The 17,089-nt window shown below is 45.1% G+C and carries 12 protein-coding genes; 9 read left to right on the top strand and 3 right to left on the bottom strand.

Features of this window, described 5'->3' with window-relative positions; genetic code table 11:
• Positions 1 to 394: 394 nt before the first annotated feature.
• Complete coding sequence (gene polA / locus QZY95_RS13080; RefSeq protein WP_290924234.1) at positions 395 to 3,034, top strand: DNA polymerase I; 2,640 nt, start codon at positions 395 to 397, stop codon at positions 3,032 to 3,034.
• A gap of 282 nt (positions 3,035 to 3,316) precedes the next feature.
• The gene (locus tag QZY95_RS13085) at positions 3,317 to 4,504 is read left to right on the top strand and encodes a class I SAM-dependent rRNA methyltransferase (protein WP_290924236.1); all 1,188 of its coding nucleotides are present in this window, start codon (positions 3,317 to 3,319) and stop codon (positions 4,502 to 4,504) included.
• 94 nt (positions 4,505 to 4,598) lie between these two features.
• On the opposite strand, the gene QZY95_RS13090 is transcribed toward QZY95_RS13085, so the two are convergent.
• Positions 4,599 to 5,507 (bottom strand): hypothetical protein, encoded by a 909-nt coding sequence (locus QZY95_RS13090; protein WP_290924238.1) that lies wholly within the window; start codon positions 5,505 to 5,507, stop codon positions 4,599 to 4,601.
• Positions 5,508 to 5,885: 378 nt separating this feature from the next.
• Here QZY95_RS13090 and QZY95_RS13095 point away from each other — a divergent pair, with 378 nt between their 5' ends.
• From QZY95_RS13095 to QZY95_RS13110, 4 genes are all read left to right on the top strand, one after another.
• Positions 5,886 to 7,040, top strand: coding sequence for an alanine--glyoxylate aminotransferase family protein (locus tag QZY95_RS13095; protein WP_290924240.1), 1,155 nt, complete (start codon positions 5,886 to 5,888; stop codon positions 7,038 to 7,040).
• A 17-nt stretch (positions 7,041 to 7,057) separates the two neighbouring features.
• Positions 7,058 to 7,333 carry a DUF1844 domain-containing protein gene (locus QZY95_RS13100; protein WP_290924241.1) on the top strand — a complete coding sequence of 92 codons (276 nt, stop codon included), beginning with the start codon at positions 7,058 to 7,060 and terminating at the stop codon, positions 7,331 to 7,333.
• Between the two features lie 24 nt (positions 7,334 to 7,357).
• Entirely contained in the window at positions 7,358 to 8,410 is a 1,053-nt protein-coding gene (gene argC, locus QZY95_RS13105) for an N-acetyl-gamma-glutamyl-phosphate reductase (RefSeq protein WP_290924243.1), read from the top strand.
• Between the two features lie 841 nt (positions 8,411 to 9,251).
• A complete protein-coding gene (locus tag QZY95_RS13110) occupies positions 9,252 to 10,427 on the top strand; it encodes an aromatic amino acid transport family protein (protein WP_290924245.1) in 1,176 nt (391 codons plus the stop codon).
• Positions 10,428 to 10,493: 66 nt separating this feature from the next.
• Here QZY95_RS13110 and rdgB read toward each other — a convergent pair whose 3' ends face one another.
• Together rdgB and QZY95_RS13120 are read right to left on the bottom strand one after the other, a co-directional pair.
• Positions 10,494 to 11,126: an RdgB/HAM1 family non-canonical purine NTP pyrophosphatase gene (gene rdgB, locus QZY95_RS13115; protein ID WP_290924406.1), complete on the bottom strand. Its 633-nt coding sequence runs from the start codon at positions 11,124 to 11,126 to the stop codon at positions 10,494 to 10,496.
• 179 nt (positions 11,127 to 11,305) lie between these two features.
• Positions 11,306 to 12,865 (bottom strand): ATP-binding protein, encoded by a 1,560-nt coding sequence (locus QZY95_RS13120; RefSeq protein ID WP_290924247.1) that lies wholly within the window; start codon positions 12,863 to 12,865, stop codon positions 11,306 to 11,308.
• A gap of 76 nt (positions 12,866 to 12,941) precedes the next feature.
• Here QZY95_RS13120 and rimO point away from each other — a divergent pair, with 76 nt between their 5' ends.
• The 3 genes from rimO (at position 12,942) to sppA (ending at position 17,052) form a co-directional block, all read left to right on the top strand.
• A complete protein-coding gene (rimO, locus tag QZY95_RS13125) occupies positions 12,942 to 14,240 on the top strand; it encodes a 30S ribosomal protein S12 methylthiotransferase RimO (RefSeq protein ID WP_290924250.1) in 1,299 nt (432 codons plus the stop codon).
• 210 nt (positions 14,241 to 14,450) lie between these two features.
• Positions 14,451 to 16,163: a 30S ribosomal protein S1 gene (locus QZY95_RS13130; RefSeq protein WP_290924253.1), complete on the top strand. Its 1,713-nt coding sequence runs from the start codon at positions 14,451 to 14,453 to the stop codon at positions 16,161 to 16,163.
• Entirely contained in the window at positions 16,150 to 17,052 is a 903-nt protein-coding gene (gene sppA / locus QZY95_RS13135; RefSeq protein WP_290924256.1) for a signal peptide peptidase SppA, read from the top strand. Before QZY95_RS13130 ends, sppA begins: the two co-directional genes overlap by 14 nt.
• The last annotated feature ends 37 nt before the right edge of the window (positions 17,053 to 17,089 follow it).

Genomic DNA, 17,089 nt, shown 5'->3' on the forward strand with positions numbered 1-17,089 from the left:
CTGCGTGAAAGGCAGGTGTCCTGGGCCAGGCTAGACGATGGGGACGCTTCTTAGTGCTTCGTGAGTTCCCTCACGTGCGAAGAGGTATTTATGGAAAACAGTGCTGACTGTCAAACAGTTTTTTATCTTTTTCTCAGTTTTCTTTCTCCAAAAAACGACACAATGCAAACAACACCTTTAAAAGCAAAATGTTAGCTACTAAAAAACGTTTAACCTTTGTTCTGCCTAACGTTGCAGAACAAAGTTTTTGTATTTGCAGCGAGCAAGGTAAGCAGGTATCATTCGTTTTTTGCGCTAACAGATGCAGGTGAAGCGGCAGCCACTCTCTTACTTCCATTTCTAATTACACAGCAATGCCGCCAGTAATACAACCCCCAACACCTATCTATATTATATGTCTTTACAAGAACGCCTCGGTCTTACATCTAAGCCAGTATACCTTATCGATGGCTCAGCTTTTATATTTAGAGCTTTTTATGCCATGCAGCACCTTAAACGTGCAGATGGTTTTCCAACAAACGCACTGTTTATCGTTTCCCGTATTCTTATGAAAATACTGCGAGACGAGTCTCCCGAATATATTACGTTTGTTCTTGACGGGCGCGGTAAGAATTTCCGCCATGAACTTTATGGCGAATACAAAGCTAACCGCTCTGCTACACCAGAAGACCTGGTCCTTCAGCTTGAACCAATTAAAGAAATGGTTCAGCACCTTGGTATTCATCTCATTGTTTCTGATGGCTGCGAGGCTGATGACTGCATTGCCGCGTTGGCAAAAAGACTTAAAAAAGATCATCCTGTTATTATTGTTGGGGCAGATAAAGATTTAAAACAGTGCCTTGATACCAATGTTTTCATGTGGGATCCGGGTGCAAAGCAAGAAAAACTTACAAGTCTTGCTGACTTTGAAGAAGAAACTAGTCTCACACCAGCACAATGGGCTGATTATCAGGCAATTATCGGTGACTCCTCCGATAACATTCCCGGCGTACCGGGCATCGGCCCTAAAACCGCTGATAAAATTTTTGCTCAATTCAAAACTCTGGAAGAAATTCGAGACGGCTTTGAAGAATTAAAGCCAAACCTGCAAAAGAAATTTGCAGACCACCTTGAAAATATGTTTGTGTTCCGTCAGTTAACGACCCTCAATACTGACACATGCGACCACGAACAGCTGGACAGCTTCAAGCTGAAACAAATCGAGCGCGATACTGTTTTAGACTTTGTCAAAGAGTACGAACTGCGCGCACTTGTTCGCGAAGTAAATGCTCTGTCTCATTCAGACACTCCAGCACCTGCTCCAAAAAAGAAAAAAGTAGCAACCGATCAACTCGGTCTCTTTGGTGGCGGGGAAAAAACTCTGCCAGATGAACCGGATGCAAGCCCTGCTATGTCTGTCAATGACGTTACAGGCATTACATCCTGCAAAGACAAACGAGTCGCTGTTCTTCTTGCAGAACAAACAGAAAGCAATTCTGTTCTTGTGGCTGTTGAACAAACAGAATTTTTGTATGCAGGCAAAATGGATGAGCTTGCAGAGTTCTGCACCGTAGCGAAACAGATAATTACTCCAGACGCAAAAGCACTTTTCCGTAAACATGCCGGATGGGCTTCTATTGCCCCAGAAAAGCTTCTCGACCTTGGGCTAATGGCATACTTACTGAACCCCGAGGATAGAGACTATTCATGGAAAAAATTATCCCGCAAAGCTGATGAACTCGAAATTTCCCGTAAGAACGGTGGGCTGTTAGCACTTGCCATTGCTGAAGAACTCGAGCGAAGCCTTGACGGCGGACACTTGCGCCCTCTCATGCTTGATATCGAACTTCCTTTGGTAGGTGTACTTGCTGACATGGAAGAAGCCGGAATCCGCATCGACAGATCAGCTTTTGCTGACTTCTTAAAGGAAGTTCAGGCTGATCTTGATAATCTGACCCGCTCCATTTACGAAATCGCTGGCAAACCATTTAATATTCGCTCATCGCAACAGCTTGGAAAAATCCTGTTCGAAGACCTTGGCTTAGCGTCAAAAACTAAAACCAGCGGTGGTCAGGCTTCCACCTCACAAGCTGTTCTTGAAAAGCTTGCAGGTGAACACAAAATTATTGATCTCATTCTTGAGTACAGAAAGCTTGAAAAACTTCGCTCAACTTACCTTGAGCCACTGCCGAAGCTTGCAGATGAAGAAGATCGCATCCATACCACATTCAATCAGCTTGCGACAGCAACAGGACGCCTTTCTTCCAGCAACCCGAACCTTCAAAATATTCCGGCTCGAGGCGAATTCGGCACTCGTATGCGCGGATGCTTTGTTGCCGCAGAAGGGAAGAAACTGGTCTCTGCTGACTACTCCCAAGTAGAACTTCGTGTTTTGGCCCATTGCTCACAAGATCCAACACTACTTGAAGCGTTCAAACAGGATCGGGATATTCACAGCAGTACCGCTGCTCTTCTCTTTGATGAGTCAGTAGAAGCTGTGACTTCAGACCAACGACGTGACGCCAAAACCATTAACTTCGGCTTAATCTACGGCATGGGACCACAGAAGCTTGCAGGCGAACTGCAAATTTCTCTCAAGGAAGCAAAAGAATTTATTGCCCGCTACTTTGAAAAGCTCCAACACTTAAAAGAGTTCTATGACAAAGTAGAAGAAGACACGAAAAAACTTGGTTATGTAGCAACGCTCGCCAGCAGACGTCGTTACCTTCCGGAAATTAATTCCGGAAACAACATGCTGCAATCGCAAGCACGTAGACAAGCTATTAACACTGTTATTCAGGGCAGCGCCGCAGACATTATCAAAATAGCGATGATCAAGACCGCTCGCGACGAGAAGCTTAAAGAACTCGGCGCACAGCTTATCCTGCAAATTCACGATGAACTGGTACTTGAAGTACCTACTCAAAACGCAGAAGCTGCCGCTGTACGACTTCAGGAAATCATGTCTAATGTAGCGCCTGACGGTAAAACAATGATGGACGTTCCGCTAAAAGTTGATGCTGGAATCGGTGACCGCTGGAACGAAGCTCACTAACGAGCGTACCTACGGTAACAATAACGCCCGTTTAAAAAACGACGTGCCAGGATAATGTCAGCTTCTCCTTATATACCGTTACCGAACGTACCTAAGCCGTTTTCTTTATAATAAGTAGCTTATTTCGTCATACGAATCATAATAACGATTTTTTGGAAGGCGCTTTGAGGGATGCAGATTCCATGTACGTCCTCTCAGTCACCAAAACATAAATGCACACATCGGGGCGCATATCGCGAACCCGAGCCTAACAGTATGGTTTACAGGAAACCAAAAGAACAGATGAAACAATTAATTCTCAAAAAAGGTGAAGACCGTCGTATCCGCCTCGGTCACCTCTGGATTTTCAGCAACGAAGTAGACACAAAAAAAAGCCCGCTCAAAGAGTTTGAACCGGGTGAAAGCGCTGTTGTTGTAAACGCTCAGGGACGTCCAATCGGCTCAGCATATGTGAACCCAAATTCTCTTATCTGCGCCCGCATGATCAGCAATCGTCCTCATGAAGGACTTTCTGAAGCACTGCTCGACAAACGTATTTCTCAGGCACTTACCCTGCGCGACTCAATGTTCGACAAGCCATTTTACCGTATGGTTTTCGCAGAAGGTGACTTCCTGCCGGGTCTCGTAATCGATCGTTACGATGATCTTCTTGTAGCCCAGCTCACAACAGCCGGCATGGAAAAAATGAAAGATCAGATTACATCTGTTCTGTGCGATATTATGCACCCTAAAGCAATTCTCTTCCGTAACGACTCTGCAAACCGCCCTCTGGAAGGGTTGGATCGTTATGTTGAACAAGCGGTAGGCACTGTCCCTGCTAAAGTTGCTATCGAAGAGAATGGCGTTAAATTTGAAGTTCCGATGATCGAAGGTCAAAAGACGGGCTGGTTCTATGACCAGCGCACGAACCGCCGTGACTTTGCATCGTTCTGTAACGGCAAACGTGTTCTTGATGCGTTCTGTTACGCTGGCAGCTTCGGCTGTAACGCAGTCAAAGCAGGTGCGAAAGAAGTTACGTTCCTCGATGCTTCCAAAATAGCTCTTGAAGCTGCTGTGCACAACGCAGGGCTGAACGGCTCACCGGACAAAGTTGATACCGTCTACGGAGATGCTTTAGATACATTGCAGGAGTTAAAAGATTCTGGCGCACAGTTTGATGTCATCTGCGTCGATCCGCCAGCATTTATCAAACGCAAAAAAGCGTTTAAAGAGGGACTCTCAGCATACCAGCGTGTCAATAAACTCGCTATGGACCTTGTGGTTGATGGCGGTATTGTTACCAGCTGTTCCTGTTCACAGCACCTTAGCGCTCAGGACTTGAACCGCGTTCTTCTTCACGCAGCTTCCAAGTCCAAAACACGCATCCAAACCCTCATTCAGGGTCATCAGGGTCCAGACCATCCTGTTCACCCTGCAATGCCAGAAACTCACTACCTCAAAAGCTACACTGTCCGCGTGTTCAAAAGCTAAGAACCATCGCGTATAAATATAATAAAAAAGGCGGAGCACTTGCTCCGCCTTTTTTATTAACGCTTTTATGGTGCGTCAGCTATGCCTTCTCAATCTAATCAAAGGTGGTATCCGGCATAACCACAGCCTTTCCGTCTTCTATGCGCACATCAATGGAGTATACAGTATCTGGATCTCCATGATGATCAAACACAAAACGAACTTCTTCAAACGGTGAAAGAAGTGGTAATTCATCAAGGCTTCTTATCCGAAGATTATGTCCGTCCTGAACGTATATTTCTTCTTTTTCAGCAGCAGCACGTGCAGTCTTTTCGATCTGATCCCGTGATATCTGAGGCTGTACAGAAGGGTTCAGCGGATATTTTTTACCGTCATTTACCATCACATGCTGAACACCTTTACTGGTAATAATCAGGTCATTCCAGCCGTTTGTTTTTTTCTCGAAAACAAATACTGGTGGTTCAGATACTGTAAAACGAGATAGTTTTTTCCCGTCAGCTGAAAACAAAAATGCTGTACATCCTCCAGAACCGCAAAAGTACGGATCCTGAATCAAAACAAACAATTCTGCTTTCCCGTCACCGTTCAAATCATGTTCACCATACTTAAACGGAGTACGATCTTTTGGCATTTCAGCTTTTTCAGGAGCGAAAACCTGTTTTTCAACAAGTGCATACACATCTTGCTCAGAAAATTGCGGAGCTACTTTTCCAGCTGCTTTAACAGCGCTGGATGTTTTCGTATCCTTTGCTGAACTATCCTCGGGCTTATTCTCTTTAACAGATTGATCTGGTGTACTCTTATTTTCGATGACAGTAGACGTCCCTGTCTTACCGGCACTATCCTGTTGATGAGAGCTCTCAGGAGAAATTGACTCCGCCGGCGCTGCCGTTGTTGCGGGTTCAGCAGGCTTTTCCGGTGCTGAATCACAACTTACAAGAGCAAGCTGAAGCAGCAGTGCTGCAACGATCCAAACCAAAATAAACATGTTTCTCTGTTTCATACTAACTTCCAATTTTAAATTTCGACGCCCTAAAAATTGCGACCGAACTGCCACTATCCCACAGACAACGCTGTATGACCATACAGCTGTAAAAGGTTGTCTACTGGAGTAATGCGCCCGAAGATTCGGATTGTCAACGCAACATAACGTTATATAAAAAGATTTTGCTCCCATTGTGCATAATAAATTGTTTTTTTGCCTCACTTGCTTGCTTTTATTTTTTTCATTGCCAATGTAGAGTCAACAGGATGAAGTTTGGTTCAAAAGCAGGAGACTGTTCCCTGCCTTCCCGCCGAGCAAAGGAAAAACGTCCGTGCCGGCCTTTATATTGAACCCCGAATATCTCATTCAGCATTTACTACCATTGCGGAGAAGATCATGCTTAACAAAAATAGATTGTTAGCACCGGGTCCGACCCCGGTTCCAGAACGTGTCCGTCTCGCATTAGCGCAAGACATGATCCATCACCGCAAGCCTGAGTTCAAAGCTATAATGGCGCAGGTTCAGCAGCGGTTACAGAAACTTTTTGGCACAGCACAGCCGGTTATGCCGCTGGCATGTTCCGGCACTGGTGTTATGACAGCAGCAGTAACCAACCTATTTGCTGCCGGTGAAAAAGTTCTGGTTATTGAAGCAGGTAAGTTTGGCGAACGCTGGTCAGAAATCTGTGAAGCCAGTAACGTAGCAGTAGAAAAAATCATCTTGGACTGGGGACAGGCAGTTACTGCAGATGCTGTTGCAAACATGCTGGATCGTCACCCTGACTGCAAAGGTGTTCTCATTCAGCTTTCAGAAACCTCCACAGGCGTACTTCATCCTGTCGAAGATGTTGCAGCCGTAACCAAAAAACGGGATGTACTTCTGGTTGTTGACGGTATTTCTGCTGTATCAATTTCTCCATGTGCTATGGATGAATGGGGGATTGACTGCCTTCTCACCGGTTCTCAAAAAGGATTAATGCTTCCTCCGGGGTTAGGTCTCATTGCATGCAGCGACAAAGCTTGGAAAAAAGCTGAATCAGTTACTCCATCTTGCTTCTACTTCAATCTCCTCGCTGAAAAACAAAAAATTTTGCAGGATCAAACACTGTTCACCACGCCGGTAAGTCTCATTGTTGGCCTTAACGAAAGTCTTGCAATGTTTGAAGAAACAGGATTTGATGTTGTCTTTAAAAAACAATGGGCTTTGACCATGATGGCACGCACGGCCGTTACTCACATGGGACTCGAGCTGCTTGCTAAAGATCACTTCACCTGGGGTCTCACAAGTGTTCTGGTTCCTGAAAACGTAAATGCCGGTGAAGTGCTCGCATATGCCAAGGACAACTTCGGTGTTATCCTTGCCGGTGGCCAAGCTCACATGAAAGGGCGTCTTGTTCGCATAGGACATATGGGCTGGGTAGATTGGGCAGATCTCGCTGCCGGTCTGCATGCGTTTGCCGAAGGTTGCAAAGCTTGCGGCGGCACCATAGCTTCAGGCTACCTTGAGAAGGGTCTGACAGCATACCATAGTACATTGAACGCCTCTGAATAATATCAAAGGAGCGCACCATGGCTGACCAAAACACAGAACAAACCGGCATGCCGGAAGTAACTTTTTCCACATTCATACTTTCCATTGGCTCTTCTGCACTTGTACAGCTTGGCGAAGTCCCTGATCCAGAAAGCGGACAAATGATGGAAAACCTGCTCGCAGCAAAACATTCCATTGATATCCTTTCAATGTTGCAGGAAAAAACAAAAACCTGCCTTGAAAATGACGAAAAGCAGCTGCTCGATACACTGCTTTACGATCTGCGTATGAAATACGTAATGAAGACAAAATAACAACCAACACAAGGTATAATGCAAATGGCACAGACTAAAGTAGGCTTAGTAGGGGTTACCGGATACACCGGAATGGAACTGATGCGCCTTTTGCAAACTCACGATCACTTCGAACTGGTACGTGTAACCTCACGTGCCGAAGCCGGCAAAAAATTACGCGAAATCTACCCGTTCATGCAGGGCATGGAAAACGGAGAATTACCGATAACTGAGCCGGATGCAGATGATCTTGCACAAGCGTGTGACCTCGTTTTTCTTGCAGTTCCTCATCGTACTGCAATGGAAATTGCAGCTGTTCTTTTAGAAAAGGGTCTCAAAGTTGTTGACCTTTCTGCTGACTTCCGCCTGCGAAGCAAAGATGAATATGAACATTGGTATGCTTGCGATCACACTCAGGAAGCCTTGCTTTCTCAAGCGGTATACGGATTACCGGAGCTGTATTCCGATGCTGTGACCGACGCTCAGCTAGTTGCAAACCCGGGCTGCTACCCGACTTCAGCAATTTTAGGTCTCTACCCTGCGCTTAAAGAAAATATGATTCTTACAAGCGGTATTGTTGTTGACTCCAAATCCGGAACAACTGGTGCAGGACGTAAAGCCAGCGTTGGAACTTTGTTCTGTGAAGTTGCTGACAACTTTAAAGCATATGGGCTGACAACGCACCGTCATACTCCGGAAATCGAACAGGAACTTTCTGTAATTGCAGAAGAAGATATTACAGTATCTTTCAATACACATCTGTTGCCGATTAACCGCGGAATCTTATCTACGATCTACACAACACTTTCAAAAGACATGACTCTAGATGACGTTCACGCCATTTACGAAGAAGCTTACCGGACACATCCTTGGGTTCGAGTTTTGCCTAAAGGCAAGCTCCCTGAAACCAAGCACGTCCGGGGTACTATGTTCTGCGATATCGGTATCGCTGTAGATAAGCGTACCAACCGCCTTATTATCGTCAGTGCAATCGACAACCTTTGTCGAGGCGCTTCCGGACAGGCTTTGGCAAACGCAAACCTTATGTGCGGTATTAATATCGATGAAGGGCTCAAACTCGCCCCGCTGCTGCCGTAAGTAACAACTCAATAAAAAAGGTGAACCGAATAACCGGTTCACCTTTCTTTTTTGCCCACACATACCTTTCTTTACACTTCCCAATAAAAGCTTACCCCGTAAAGTCAGGCTTTATCCCTAAATTTACCTTTCAAGCATGTACTTTTAATGTAGTTCAGTTCATTTTCACGTAAACACTATTCACCCTACAACGCAGCTAGCTGAGCAGATTCTCTACCAAAAAAGCGCTACACTGTTATATGCCAAAGCAGAACACGTTGTTACACATATTTGTCACCCTGTTCGGTACATTATATCCAACCGTATTTATATACTCAGCACTTTATAAAACGTAATTGTGAATAGTTGTGTCTCTACAAAAGGAAGAAAAAAGTATGCTTAAAAATCAGACCTTTTGTGCTACACATCACTTACTTCGTAAAAAATGCGTTTTTTATTAATAAAGCTGAAAATTTTGAAAAACTAATCAATTTTTTTCAAAATTCTACATTAGATCGATAGACAAATCGTGACCGTAATGACGTGCTTCACATAATAGAAATACTGATTGTAAGTGTATCGTTCACTTTTGTTCGAAAAAATTTGTCCATTTTTTGGCCGCCGACAACGACAGAGATATTTGCTTCGTTATCAGCTGATTATTTCTTTCACCCCTTGCATGACGGCAACAAAAGATAGACCCCATCAGGGCGACAAAAGAACATACCTTTCCTTTCATCATCTGGTTACTGTTCAACAACCATTGTATTTCCATGAAGCACCCTTGTAATAGTGTCCTGTCTCGCAAGAGAGTAACCGGTTACCAACCGCTAAGGACAAAGCAAACTGGGAGGTTCTGTTTATGGCTAGTAAGGCTTTTAGTGCTGGATGTATTGTTGCAGGCTCAACTATTGGCGCAGGAATGCTCGGTCTCCCCATGGCCGTTGGAAATCTTGGCTTCACTATGAGTTGTGTACTGCTCGTCTTCATGTGGGCACTGGCTCTTTACTCCGGATTACTGCTTGTTGAGGTAGATATGCAGGTAGGTCCAGGACTTAATTTTAATAAAATGGTTAAAAGTGTTCTAGGATGGCCGGGGCAAATAGTCGCGGTATTAAGCCTTGGTTTCCTTTTGTATGCGCTGTTAGTTGCTTACATCACAGGCATGGGCAGTATTCTGGCTAACACATTCCACATTGCAGACAGCGGATTCGGTGCTCCTGTCTGTTCAGCAGCATTTGCACTTATCATGGCTTTCATTGTTTTTTGCGGAACAAAAACCATCCTCCGCTTTAACAACGTCTTCTTTATCACTATGCTCTGTGCAATGACGTTCGCCTTCTTTTCTCTCAGCTCGACCGTAAATTTTGATAACCTTCTTGCTGTAGCGCCTAACTACAACCACTTCATGGCAAGCCTGCCTATCCTCTTTGCAGCATACGGCTACCATTTCTGTATTCCAAGCACCTGTAAGATTGTTAACGGTAATAAAACAATTCTTTACTGGGCTATCATTGGCGGTACCATTGCCCCTCTCGTTTGCTATGTACTGTGGCTGTTCCTTGCTCTCGGCAGTGTTCCTATGTCTCAGATCGCCCTCATGGACGGCAACGTTGACTCCTTGATTGCAGCTATCTCTCAAAGTTCCGTTTTCATCAAAGCTGTTCTTTCTGTATTTGCTTCCTTCGCACTCGTAACCTCCTTCTTCGGTGTTTCCCTTTCATTATATGACCTCGCATCTGAAACACTGAGTCTTGGTGAATCTCAGACTCATCGTTTGATCGCAACCGTTGTTGTATTCGCACCACCAATTGTTGCTTCTTACCTCTGTCCAGGCAGCTTTATTGCTGCGCTTGCTCATGCAGGTATCGGCTTTGCAGTTCTCTGTCTCTGTTTGCCATGCATTATGAGCTGGAAACTGCGTAACGAACGCAAAAGAACTAACACTGAGGCACCATATCAGGTCGCCGGCGGTAAATTCTCCATTGCTCTCGCTTCCGCATGTGGTATCTTCATCATCTTTGCTGCATGTGTTTAAACAGCTCTTACAAAAAAAGCGCCCGTTATTTAACGGGCGCTTTTTTATTTCTATTATGAAAACGAATTACTTTTCGACATCACTCCAAAAAGAATCCCACTGAGTCAGCAAGGCAGCCAAAGCATTTCCTCGATGAGAGCGTTTATTCTTTTCTTCTCGGGTCAACAGCGCAGAAACAGATCCATCGGTTGCATCGATAAATAACGGATCATATCCAAATCCATTATCTCCAACTTCTTCAGTGCCGATAAAACCTTCCCATGCACCTGATGCTGTAATGCACTTACCTGACGGTGCACATGCAGACATTACGCAACGAAAACGCGCAGTACGTTTTTCATGCGGAATACCTTCCAGCTCCATAAGCATTTTTTCATTATTGCGTTTATCACGCGTTTCGCCTTTCAAATTCGGCGTATTATCGCTGTAGCGAGCGGAATATACACCAGGAGCTTTGTCTAACGCATCAACTTCAAGGCCGGAATCATCAGCCACTGCAACAAGACCTGTGTGCTCAGCTACAGTTCGGGCTTTAATCAACGAGTTGGCTTCAAAGGTATCGCCATCCTCAACAATATCTCCAAGTTCAGGATACGCATCCAGCCCGCGGACAGAAAGACCATATTCACTCAACGTTTTTTCAAGTTCTGCAATTTTACCTGCATTACGAGTAGCAAGCACAATAATTTTTTCCATAATTTCATCCCTGCATCCTGCGGACGCTATATATGACCAGACAACAACTTCTGCCAGATAACAGTTGTGCATTTTTCAATTCGCTATATTAACTGCGCACACACTAGTAAGTTATGCTGCCGGACATCAAGCAGAAAAACTTAGAGTACAAGTTCAAAAAACGTTCTCTCTCACTCTGTCTCTTATGGCTTACCAATAAAATCAGAAGGAGAGCCTAGAAAATCAACGCTTCCTGATCGTTCTCTTACTTCATCCTCCTCATGCTTTTTAACAACTGCTTGAGAAAGAGATAACGGAGGCAGATAAAATGACAGAATGGTTCCTTTGCTCAATTTGCTCCGCAACTTAACCTTGCCACCCATATCTTCAATAATCTTTTTTGTCATCGCTAACCCAAGTCCAGAACCACCACTTTTTGTGGTAAAAAATGGATTAAAAAGATGTTCCAACAAATCTTCCGGAATACCTTCGCCTGAGTCCATTATCCGGATAATAATCCAGTTATCTGCACTTAAAGACGTTTCAATCCGCATTGTTCCACCATTCGGCATGGCTTCAAAACCATTCTTAATACCATTGATAACACATTGTTTTAATTGATCCGGATTTCCCCGCACCTTTGCAACATTAGACTTTAAGTTCGTCGTTACAACGCCTCCCTGCGATTCAAATTTCATACGCAGTAAACCTAATGCTTCTTGAATTACTTCATTAACGTCTATCTCGCCGTCTTCACCATGCGCAGGACGAGCGAAATTCAAAATAATCTTTAATATTTTCTCTAATCTTTTAGATTCATTGTAAATAATCTTTACTTTTTTCGTATCTTTTTCGTTCAAGTTTTTTTGTCTAAGAAGCGCTCTTGCAAAACCGCCAATAGCAAAAAGCGGATTACGAATTTCGTGCGCCACGAATGCGGACATCTCTCCAATAGCAGCAAGCTTCTCTGTCTGTTGGAGCTTACGCACCATAAAGTAGTTCTCGGTAATATCTTTACGGGTAAGAATCACCGAACGTACCGTGCCGTCACGCTTTACTGCGGGGTATGCCGACAACCCAAAATATTGCAGATCACCATTGCTGGTGACTTTTGTGATAACCTGATCTGCCCTTTTTGCCGTCTCAACAGCTCGCATAACAGCATTATCCGGCTTTGTTGCGTAAGGAAGAACATTATTAATAAGTGTCCCTTCCCTGCCCTCAAATTCAAGGTCACGCGGTCGATCGAGCACAGCACTGTTCGCATCAAGCACAACACCATTACTGTCTAGAAGCCAAAATTCTTCCTCTGCCTGATCTACGAAGGTGCTGAACAGTCCTAAGGCTCGATTCAAATTGCACGCCTTCAGGTCCACTGGATCAGGATCAATAGACGTTTTCTTAAAGACTAAAAGGGCTTCGCCACCGACAACCGACACTGCAGCAGGTACACAACGCTTAAGATGCTCTATATATTTACATTCTTCGGAAAGATCGAAGACTATGTTGACATCATCTATATTCTCGCATAGCTCCTCAACACTGTCATAGAAATCTACGCCATCAAGACACGTCAAAGCCGGTAGTTCATCATGAGGCGCACACGCGATAGCGCGCACTTTTATCCGAACGACTCCTTCCGGAGTATCTATGGAGAAAAGATGCATCAGCATTTCACGATATATGCTACGATATCCGACAGTCGCTATCTTGAGTGTCGTGAAAATCTCTTTACCGTTCTGGAATGGTTGCTTATTTTCCACGTATGATCTCTCCTATGACAGTGCAGCAAACACATGATTCATCAGTCAAAATAGTATATATACTGGAAACCACCCCATGATTAATATTTATTCCATCAGCCTCGGCTGCCCGAAAAACAGGGTTGATACCGAATGGTTGCTCGGCGCGGTAAGCGAAGAGATTACTCCGGTTGAAGCACCGGAAGATGCAGACCTAGTCCTGATTAACACATGCGGCTTTATTCAGCCTGCCATTGAAGAATCTGTTCAAACCATTCTTCAAGCCGTGGCTGATATTGAAGGCCTGCCATCAGGGAAACGTCCACTCATCGCTGTTGTCGGCTGCCTTGTCGGTCGCTTCGGAGAAAACGACCTTTCTTCAGAAATTCCTGAAGTAGATCTATGGCTCACCAACACACAGATGGAAGAATGGCCTGAGATGATCGCTAAAGCTATGAAGCTTCCGCTCATCAAAGATCCTCTTCGCCTTATTTCCACAGGTCCTTCGTACGCATATTTAAAAATCAGCGACGGCTGTAACCACAAATGTGCGTTCTGTACCATCCCTTCCATCCGCGGCGACCTTCGCACCACTCCTGCGGAAACAGTTGTTCGCGATGCTAAACACGCCCTTGAACAGGGGGTGAAAGAACTTATATTCGTTGCACAGGACGTTACAGCCTATGGTCGTGAGTTAGGTCTGAAGCACGGCCTGAGAGAGTTACTGGACAAAATTTTACCGCTGGACGGTCTTGAAAGATTACGTCTCATGTACCTTTACCCTGCCGGCTTATCCACAGAGTTTCTCAAGTACCTGCGTGATGCAGGTGAACCGTTTGTTCCATACTTTGATGTGCCTATCCAGCACGCCCATTCTGATGTACTTTCCCGCATGGGACGTCCGTTTGCCCGCAATCCGCGTGAAGTTATTGACCGGATTCGTGATGTATTTCCGGAAGCCGCAATACGCACCAGTATCATTGTAGGTTACCCCGGTGAAACTGAAGAACAATGGGAATACTTGCGCGACTTCATCATCGAAACCAGATTCCATCATCTCGGTATCTTTGCGTATCAAGCCGAAGAAGGAACTCCGGCAGCAGCTATGGACAACCAAATTGATGACATTGAAAAAGAGTGGCGTCGTGATGCTCTTATGGAAATCCAAGGTGACATCTCAGAAGATATTCTGGAGCAATACGAAGGCCAGCGCATGAAGATACTTGTCGACAATGAGCATGACGAATGGCCGGGGCTACATGTAGGACGCACATGGTTCCAGGCACCGGAAGTAGATGGCATTACCTATGTCAGTGGACCGGGCGTTGAGCCGGGTGCAATGGTAGATGCAGAAATTGTAGAGACACGTGACTATGATTTAGTCGCACTTGCATAATTAGCGGCGGTATTTTTTTTGTATGTTTTTTTATATAACTTCTTCTACCATGCGAAAAACATACATAAAACAGGGCAAGCAGCGACATATTAAGGGTAAAATCCTGATATTCACAGCATTTTCTGTTGAGTTTACAACGGTAATTTGCTAACACTTCGCATCTCACTTTCCAAGTGGGAAAAATTTTTTTTGTTGGTTGGAGGATTCTTTATGGAAACCATGGAAAATAACTCACTCGAAGCTGAAATGAGCTTTGAGGCTGCTCTTGAAGATTACCTTAGCTCAGATTTTGGTGAGCTTGATGAAGGTTCAATCGTTAAGGGCGAAATCGTTCGCGTGGACAATGACTACGTTCTCGTTGACGTAAACTTTAAGTCAGAAGGTCAGATCCCTGCTTCCGAGTTTGCAGATGCAGACGGCGCAGTAAGCGTTGGCGTAGGGGACAAGGTGGATGTTTTCGTTGTTCGTAAGAACGAAATGGAAGGCACCATCACCCTGTCCTTTGAAAAAGCAAAACGCATGCAGATGTTCGACCAGCTCGAAGAAGTTCAGGAAAAGAACTCCGTCGTTACTGGCCGCATCGTTCGTCGTATCAAAGGTGGCTACACAGTCGATCTCGGTGGTATTGAAGCATTCCTTCCTGGCTCCCACGTTGATCTGCGCCCAGTGCCAGACATGGACGCACTCGTGAACGAAGAGTTTGAATTCCGTGTACTGAAGATCAATCGTCGTCGCAGCAACGTTATCGTTTCTCGCCGTGTACTTCTTGAAGAAGAACGCGATTCCAAACGTCAGGACCTTCTCCTTACTCTCGACGAAGGCCAGATCGTTACCGGTAAAGCGAAAAACATCACCGAATACGGTGTATTCGTTGACCTTGGCGGCCTCGACGGTCTCTTGCATATCACTGATATGTCTTGGAAACGTATCCGCCATCCTAAAGAGCTCGTACAGCTCGGTCAGGAACTCGAGCTTAAAATTCTCAGCTTCGACAAAGAGAACCAGAAAGTATCTCTCGGTCTCAAACAGCTTGTTGAAGATCCTTGGCAGGACATCACTGCTAAATTCCCTGAAGGCCAGCGTCTCAGCGGCAAGGTTACCAACCTCGTTGATTACGGTGCATTCGTGGAACTCGAGCCAGGCGTTGAAGGTCTCGTGCACATTTCTGAAATGTCATGGACCCGCAAACTCCGTCACCCATCCCAGATGGTACGCGTAGGCGACGAAGTTGAAGTTGTTATCCTCGGCGTAGACGAAGATAAAAAACGCATCTCCCTCGGCATGAAGCAAGTTAAGCCAAACCCATGGGAAATCGTTGCTGAAAAATACCCTGAAGGTACTATCCTCGAAGGTGTTATCAAAAACATCACTGAGTTCGGTATGTTCATCGGTATCGAAGACGGCATTGACGGCCTGATTCACGTTTCTGACATCTCTTGGACCAAAAAGATCCGTCACCCTAATGAACTCTTCCAGGTTGGCGACACTGTACAGGCAAAAGTTCTTACAGTTGATCAGGACAGCGAAAAATTCACCCTCGGTGTTAAACAGCTTTCCGAAGATCCATGGTCTAAAGTTCCTTCCAACTACCCTAACGGTACCATCGTTGAAGGTGTTGTAACTAACATCACCGACTTCGGTCTCTTCGTTGAAGTAGAAGAAGGCATTGAAGGTCTCGTTCACGTTTCTGAAATCTCTCAGAAAAAAGTGAAATCTCCTTCTGAAATGTTCAAAGAAGGCGTAACTATCAAAGCTAAAGTTATCCACGTTAGCGCTGAAGAACGTCGTCTCGGACTTTCCATCAAACAGCTTAAAGACGAAGAAGATCGCAAAAAGCCTCGTGAATTCCGTTCCGGCGGTTCCGATGCTGGTCAGCAGACCCTCGGCGACATCTTCAAGCAGCTTGAGGATGCAGGCGAATAAGCCTAACTTCTCGCAGAGACATCCGTTTCTGTTTGGCATAATGCTAATTATTGCCGCAGTAGCCCTGTTTACAGGCGCTACTGCGGCTTTACGCATTTCAAACGGCACACCTGTCTCTTACTTTTCTCAAGACAAATTTGGCGTTATCAACATCCAAGGCTTTATCAGCAGTTCGCGCAAAGTTTCGGACTGGGCATATAAACTGCGTACTGATGATTCTATTAAAGGTGTTGTTGTTCGCATCAACTCTCCCGGTGGTGGCGTTGCTGCCTCTCAGGAGATGTACTCTGCAATTAAACGCCTTGCAGAGGTAAAACCTGTTGTTATTTCAATGGGAACCGTTGCCGCTTCCGGCGGATACTACATTGCAGCAGCCGGAGACAAAATTGTCGCCAATCCGGCAACCCTCACCGGTTCCATCGGTGTAAAAATGGAGTTACCTAACTTTAAAGGGTTAATGCAAAAAATCGGCGTTTCCTACCTTTCCCTTACAAGCGGAAAGCTCAAATCTGCTGGCAGCCCCTTCCAAACAATGACGCCAGAAGAGCGTGCCTACCTTCAAGCTATCATCATGGACATGTATAATCAGTTTATTGATGTTATAGTTGAAGGCCGCCATATGAAGCGCGAACAAATTTTACCGTATGCAGATGGTCGTGCAATGACTGGTAAGCAAGCCCTTGAAGCTGGACTAGTTGATGTTCTTGGCGATAGGGAAACTGCCTATATGGAACTTGCAAAACTCTGCAAACTTGAAGCTCCGCTTCCTCTTGAAGAAGGCCCTAAGAAAGAAAAGAGCTTACTTAAGGACATTCTTTCTTCTGCTCTAGACCTTGCACCGGTTAACACCGTGCGGGAACAGAACTCTCTCCAGCTTCTGTATAATTAAGCTCCCACGCTAGTCTCCATCCTTACCTCCATGGTAT

The sequence above is a fragment of the Halodesulfovibrio sp. genome (genome assembly GCF_015482765.1).
Taxonomy (GTDB): domain Bacteria; phylum Desulfobacterota; class Desulfovibrionia; order Desulfovibrionales; family Desulfovibrionaceae; genus Halodesulfovibrio.

What these genes read in the sequence shown, in the direction of transcription:
- QZY95_RS13100 (WP_290924241.1), top strand. Translation starts at nt 7,058, where the DNA reads ATGGCTGACCAAAACACAGAACAAACCGGCATGCCGGAAGTAACTTTT.
- sppA (WP_290924256.1), top strand. Translation starts at nt 16,150, where the DNA reads ATGCAGGCGAATAAGCCTAACTTCTCGCAGAGACATCCGTTTCTGTTT.
- argC (WP_290924243.1), top strand. Translation starts at nt 7,358, where the DNA reads ATGGCACAGACTAAAGTAGGCTTAGTAGGGGTTACCGGATACACCGGA.
- polA (WP_290924234.1), top strand. Translation starts at nt 395, where the DNA reads ATGTCTTTACAAGAACGCCTCGGTCTTACATCTAAGCCAGTATACCTT.
- QZY95_RS13095 (WP_290924240.1), top strand. Translation starts at nt 5,886, where the DNA reads ATGCTTAACAAAAATAGATTGTTAGCACCGGGTCCGACCCCGGTTCCA.
- rimO (WP_290924250.1), top strand. Translation starts at nt 12,942, where the DNA reads ATGATTAATATTTATTCCATCAGCCTCGGCTGCCCGAAAAACAGGGTT.
- QZY95_RS13085 (WP_290924236.1), top strand. Translation starts at nt 3,317, where the DNA reads ATGAAACAATTAATTCTCAAAAAAGGTGAAGACCGTCGTATCCGCCTC.
- QZY95_RS13090 (WP_290924238.1), bottom strand. Translation starts at nt 5,507, where the DNA reads ATGAAACAGAGAAACATGTTTATTTTGGTTTGGATCGTTGCAGCACTG.
- QZY95_RS13110 (WP_290924245.1), top strand. Translation starts at nt 9,252, where the DNA reads ATGGCTAGTAAGGCTTTTAGTGCTGGATGTATTGTTGCAGGCTCAACT.
- QZY95_RS13130 (WP_290924253.1), top strand. Translation starts at nt 14,451, where the DNA reads ATGGAAACCATGGAAAATAACTCACTCGAAGCTGAAATGAGCTTTGAG.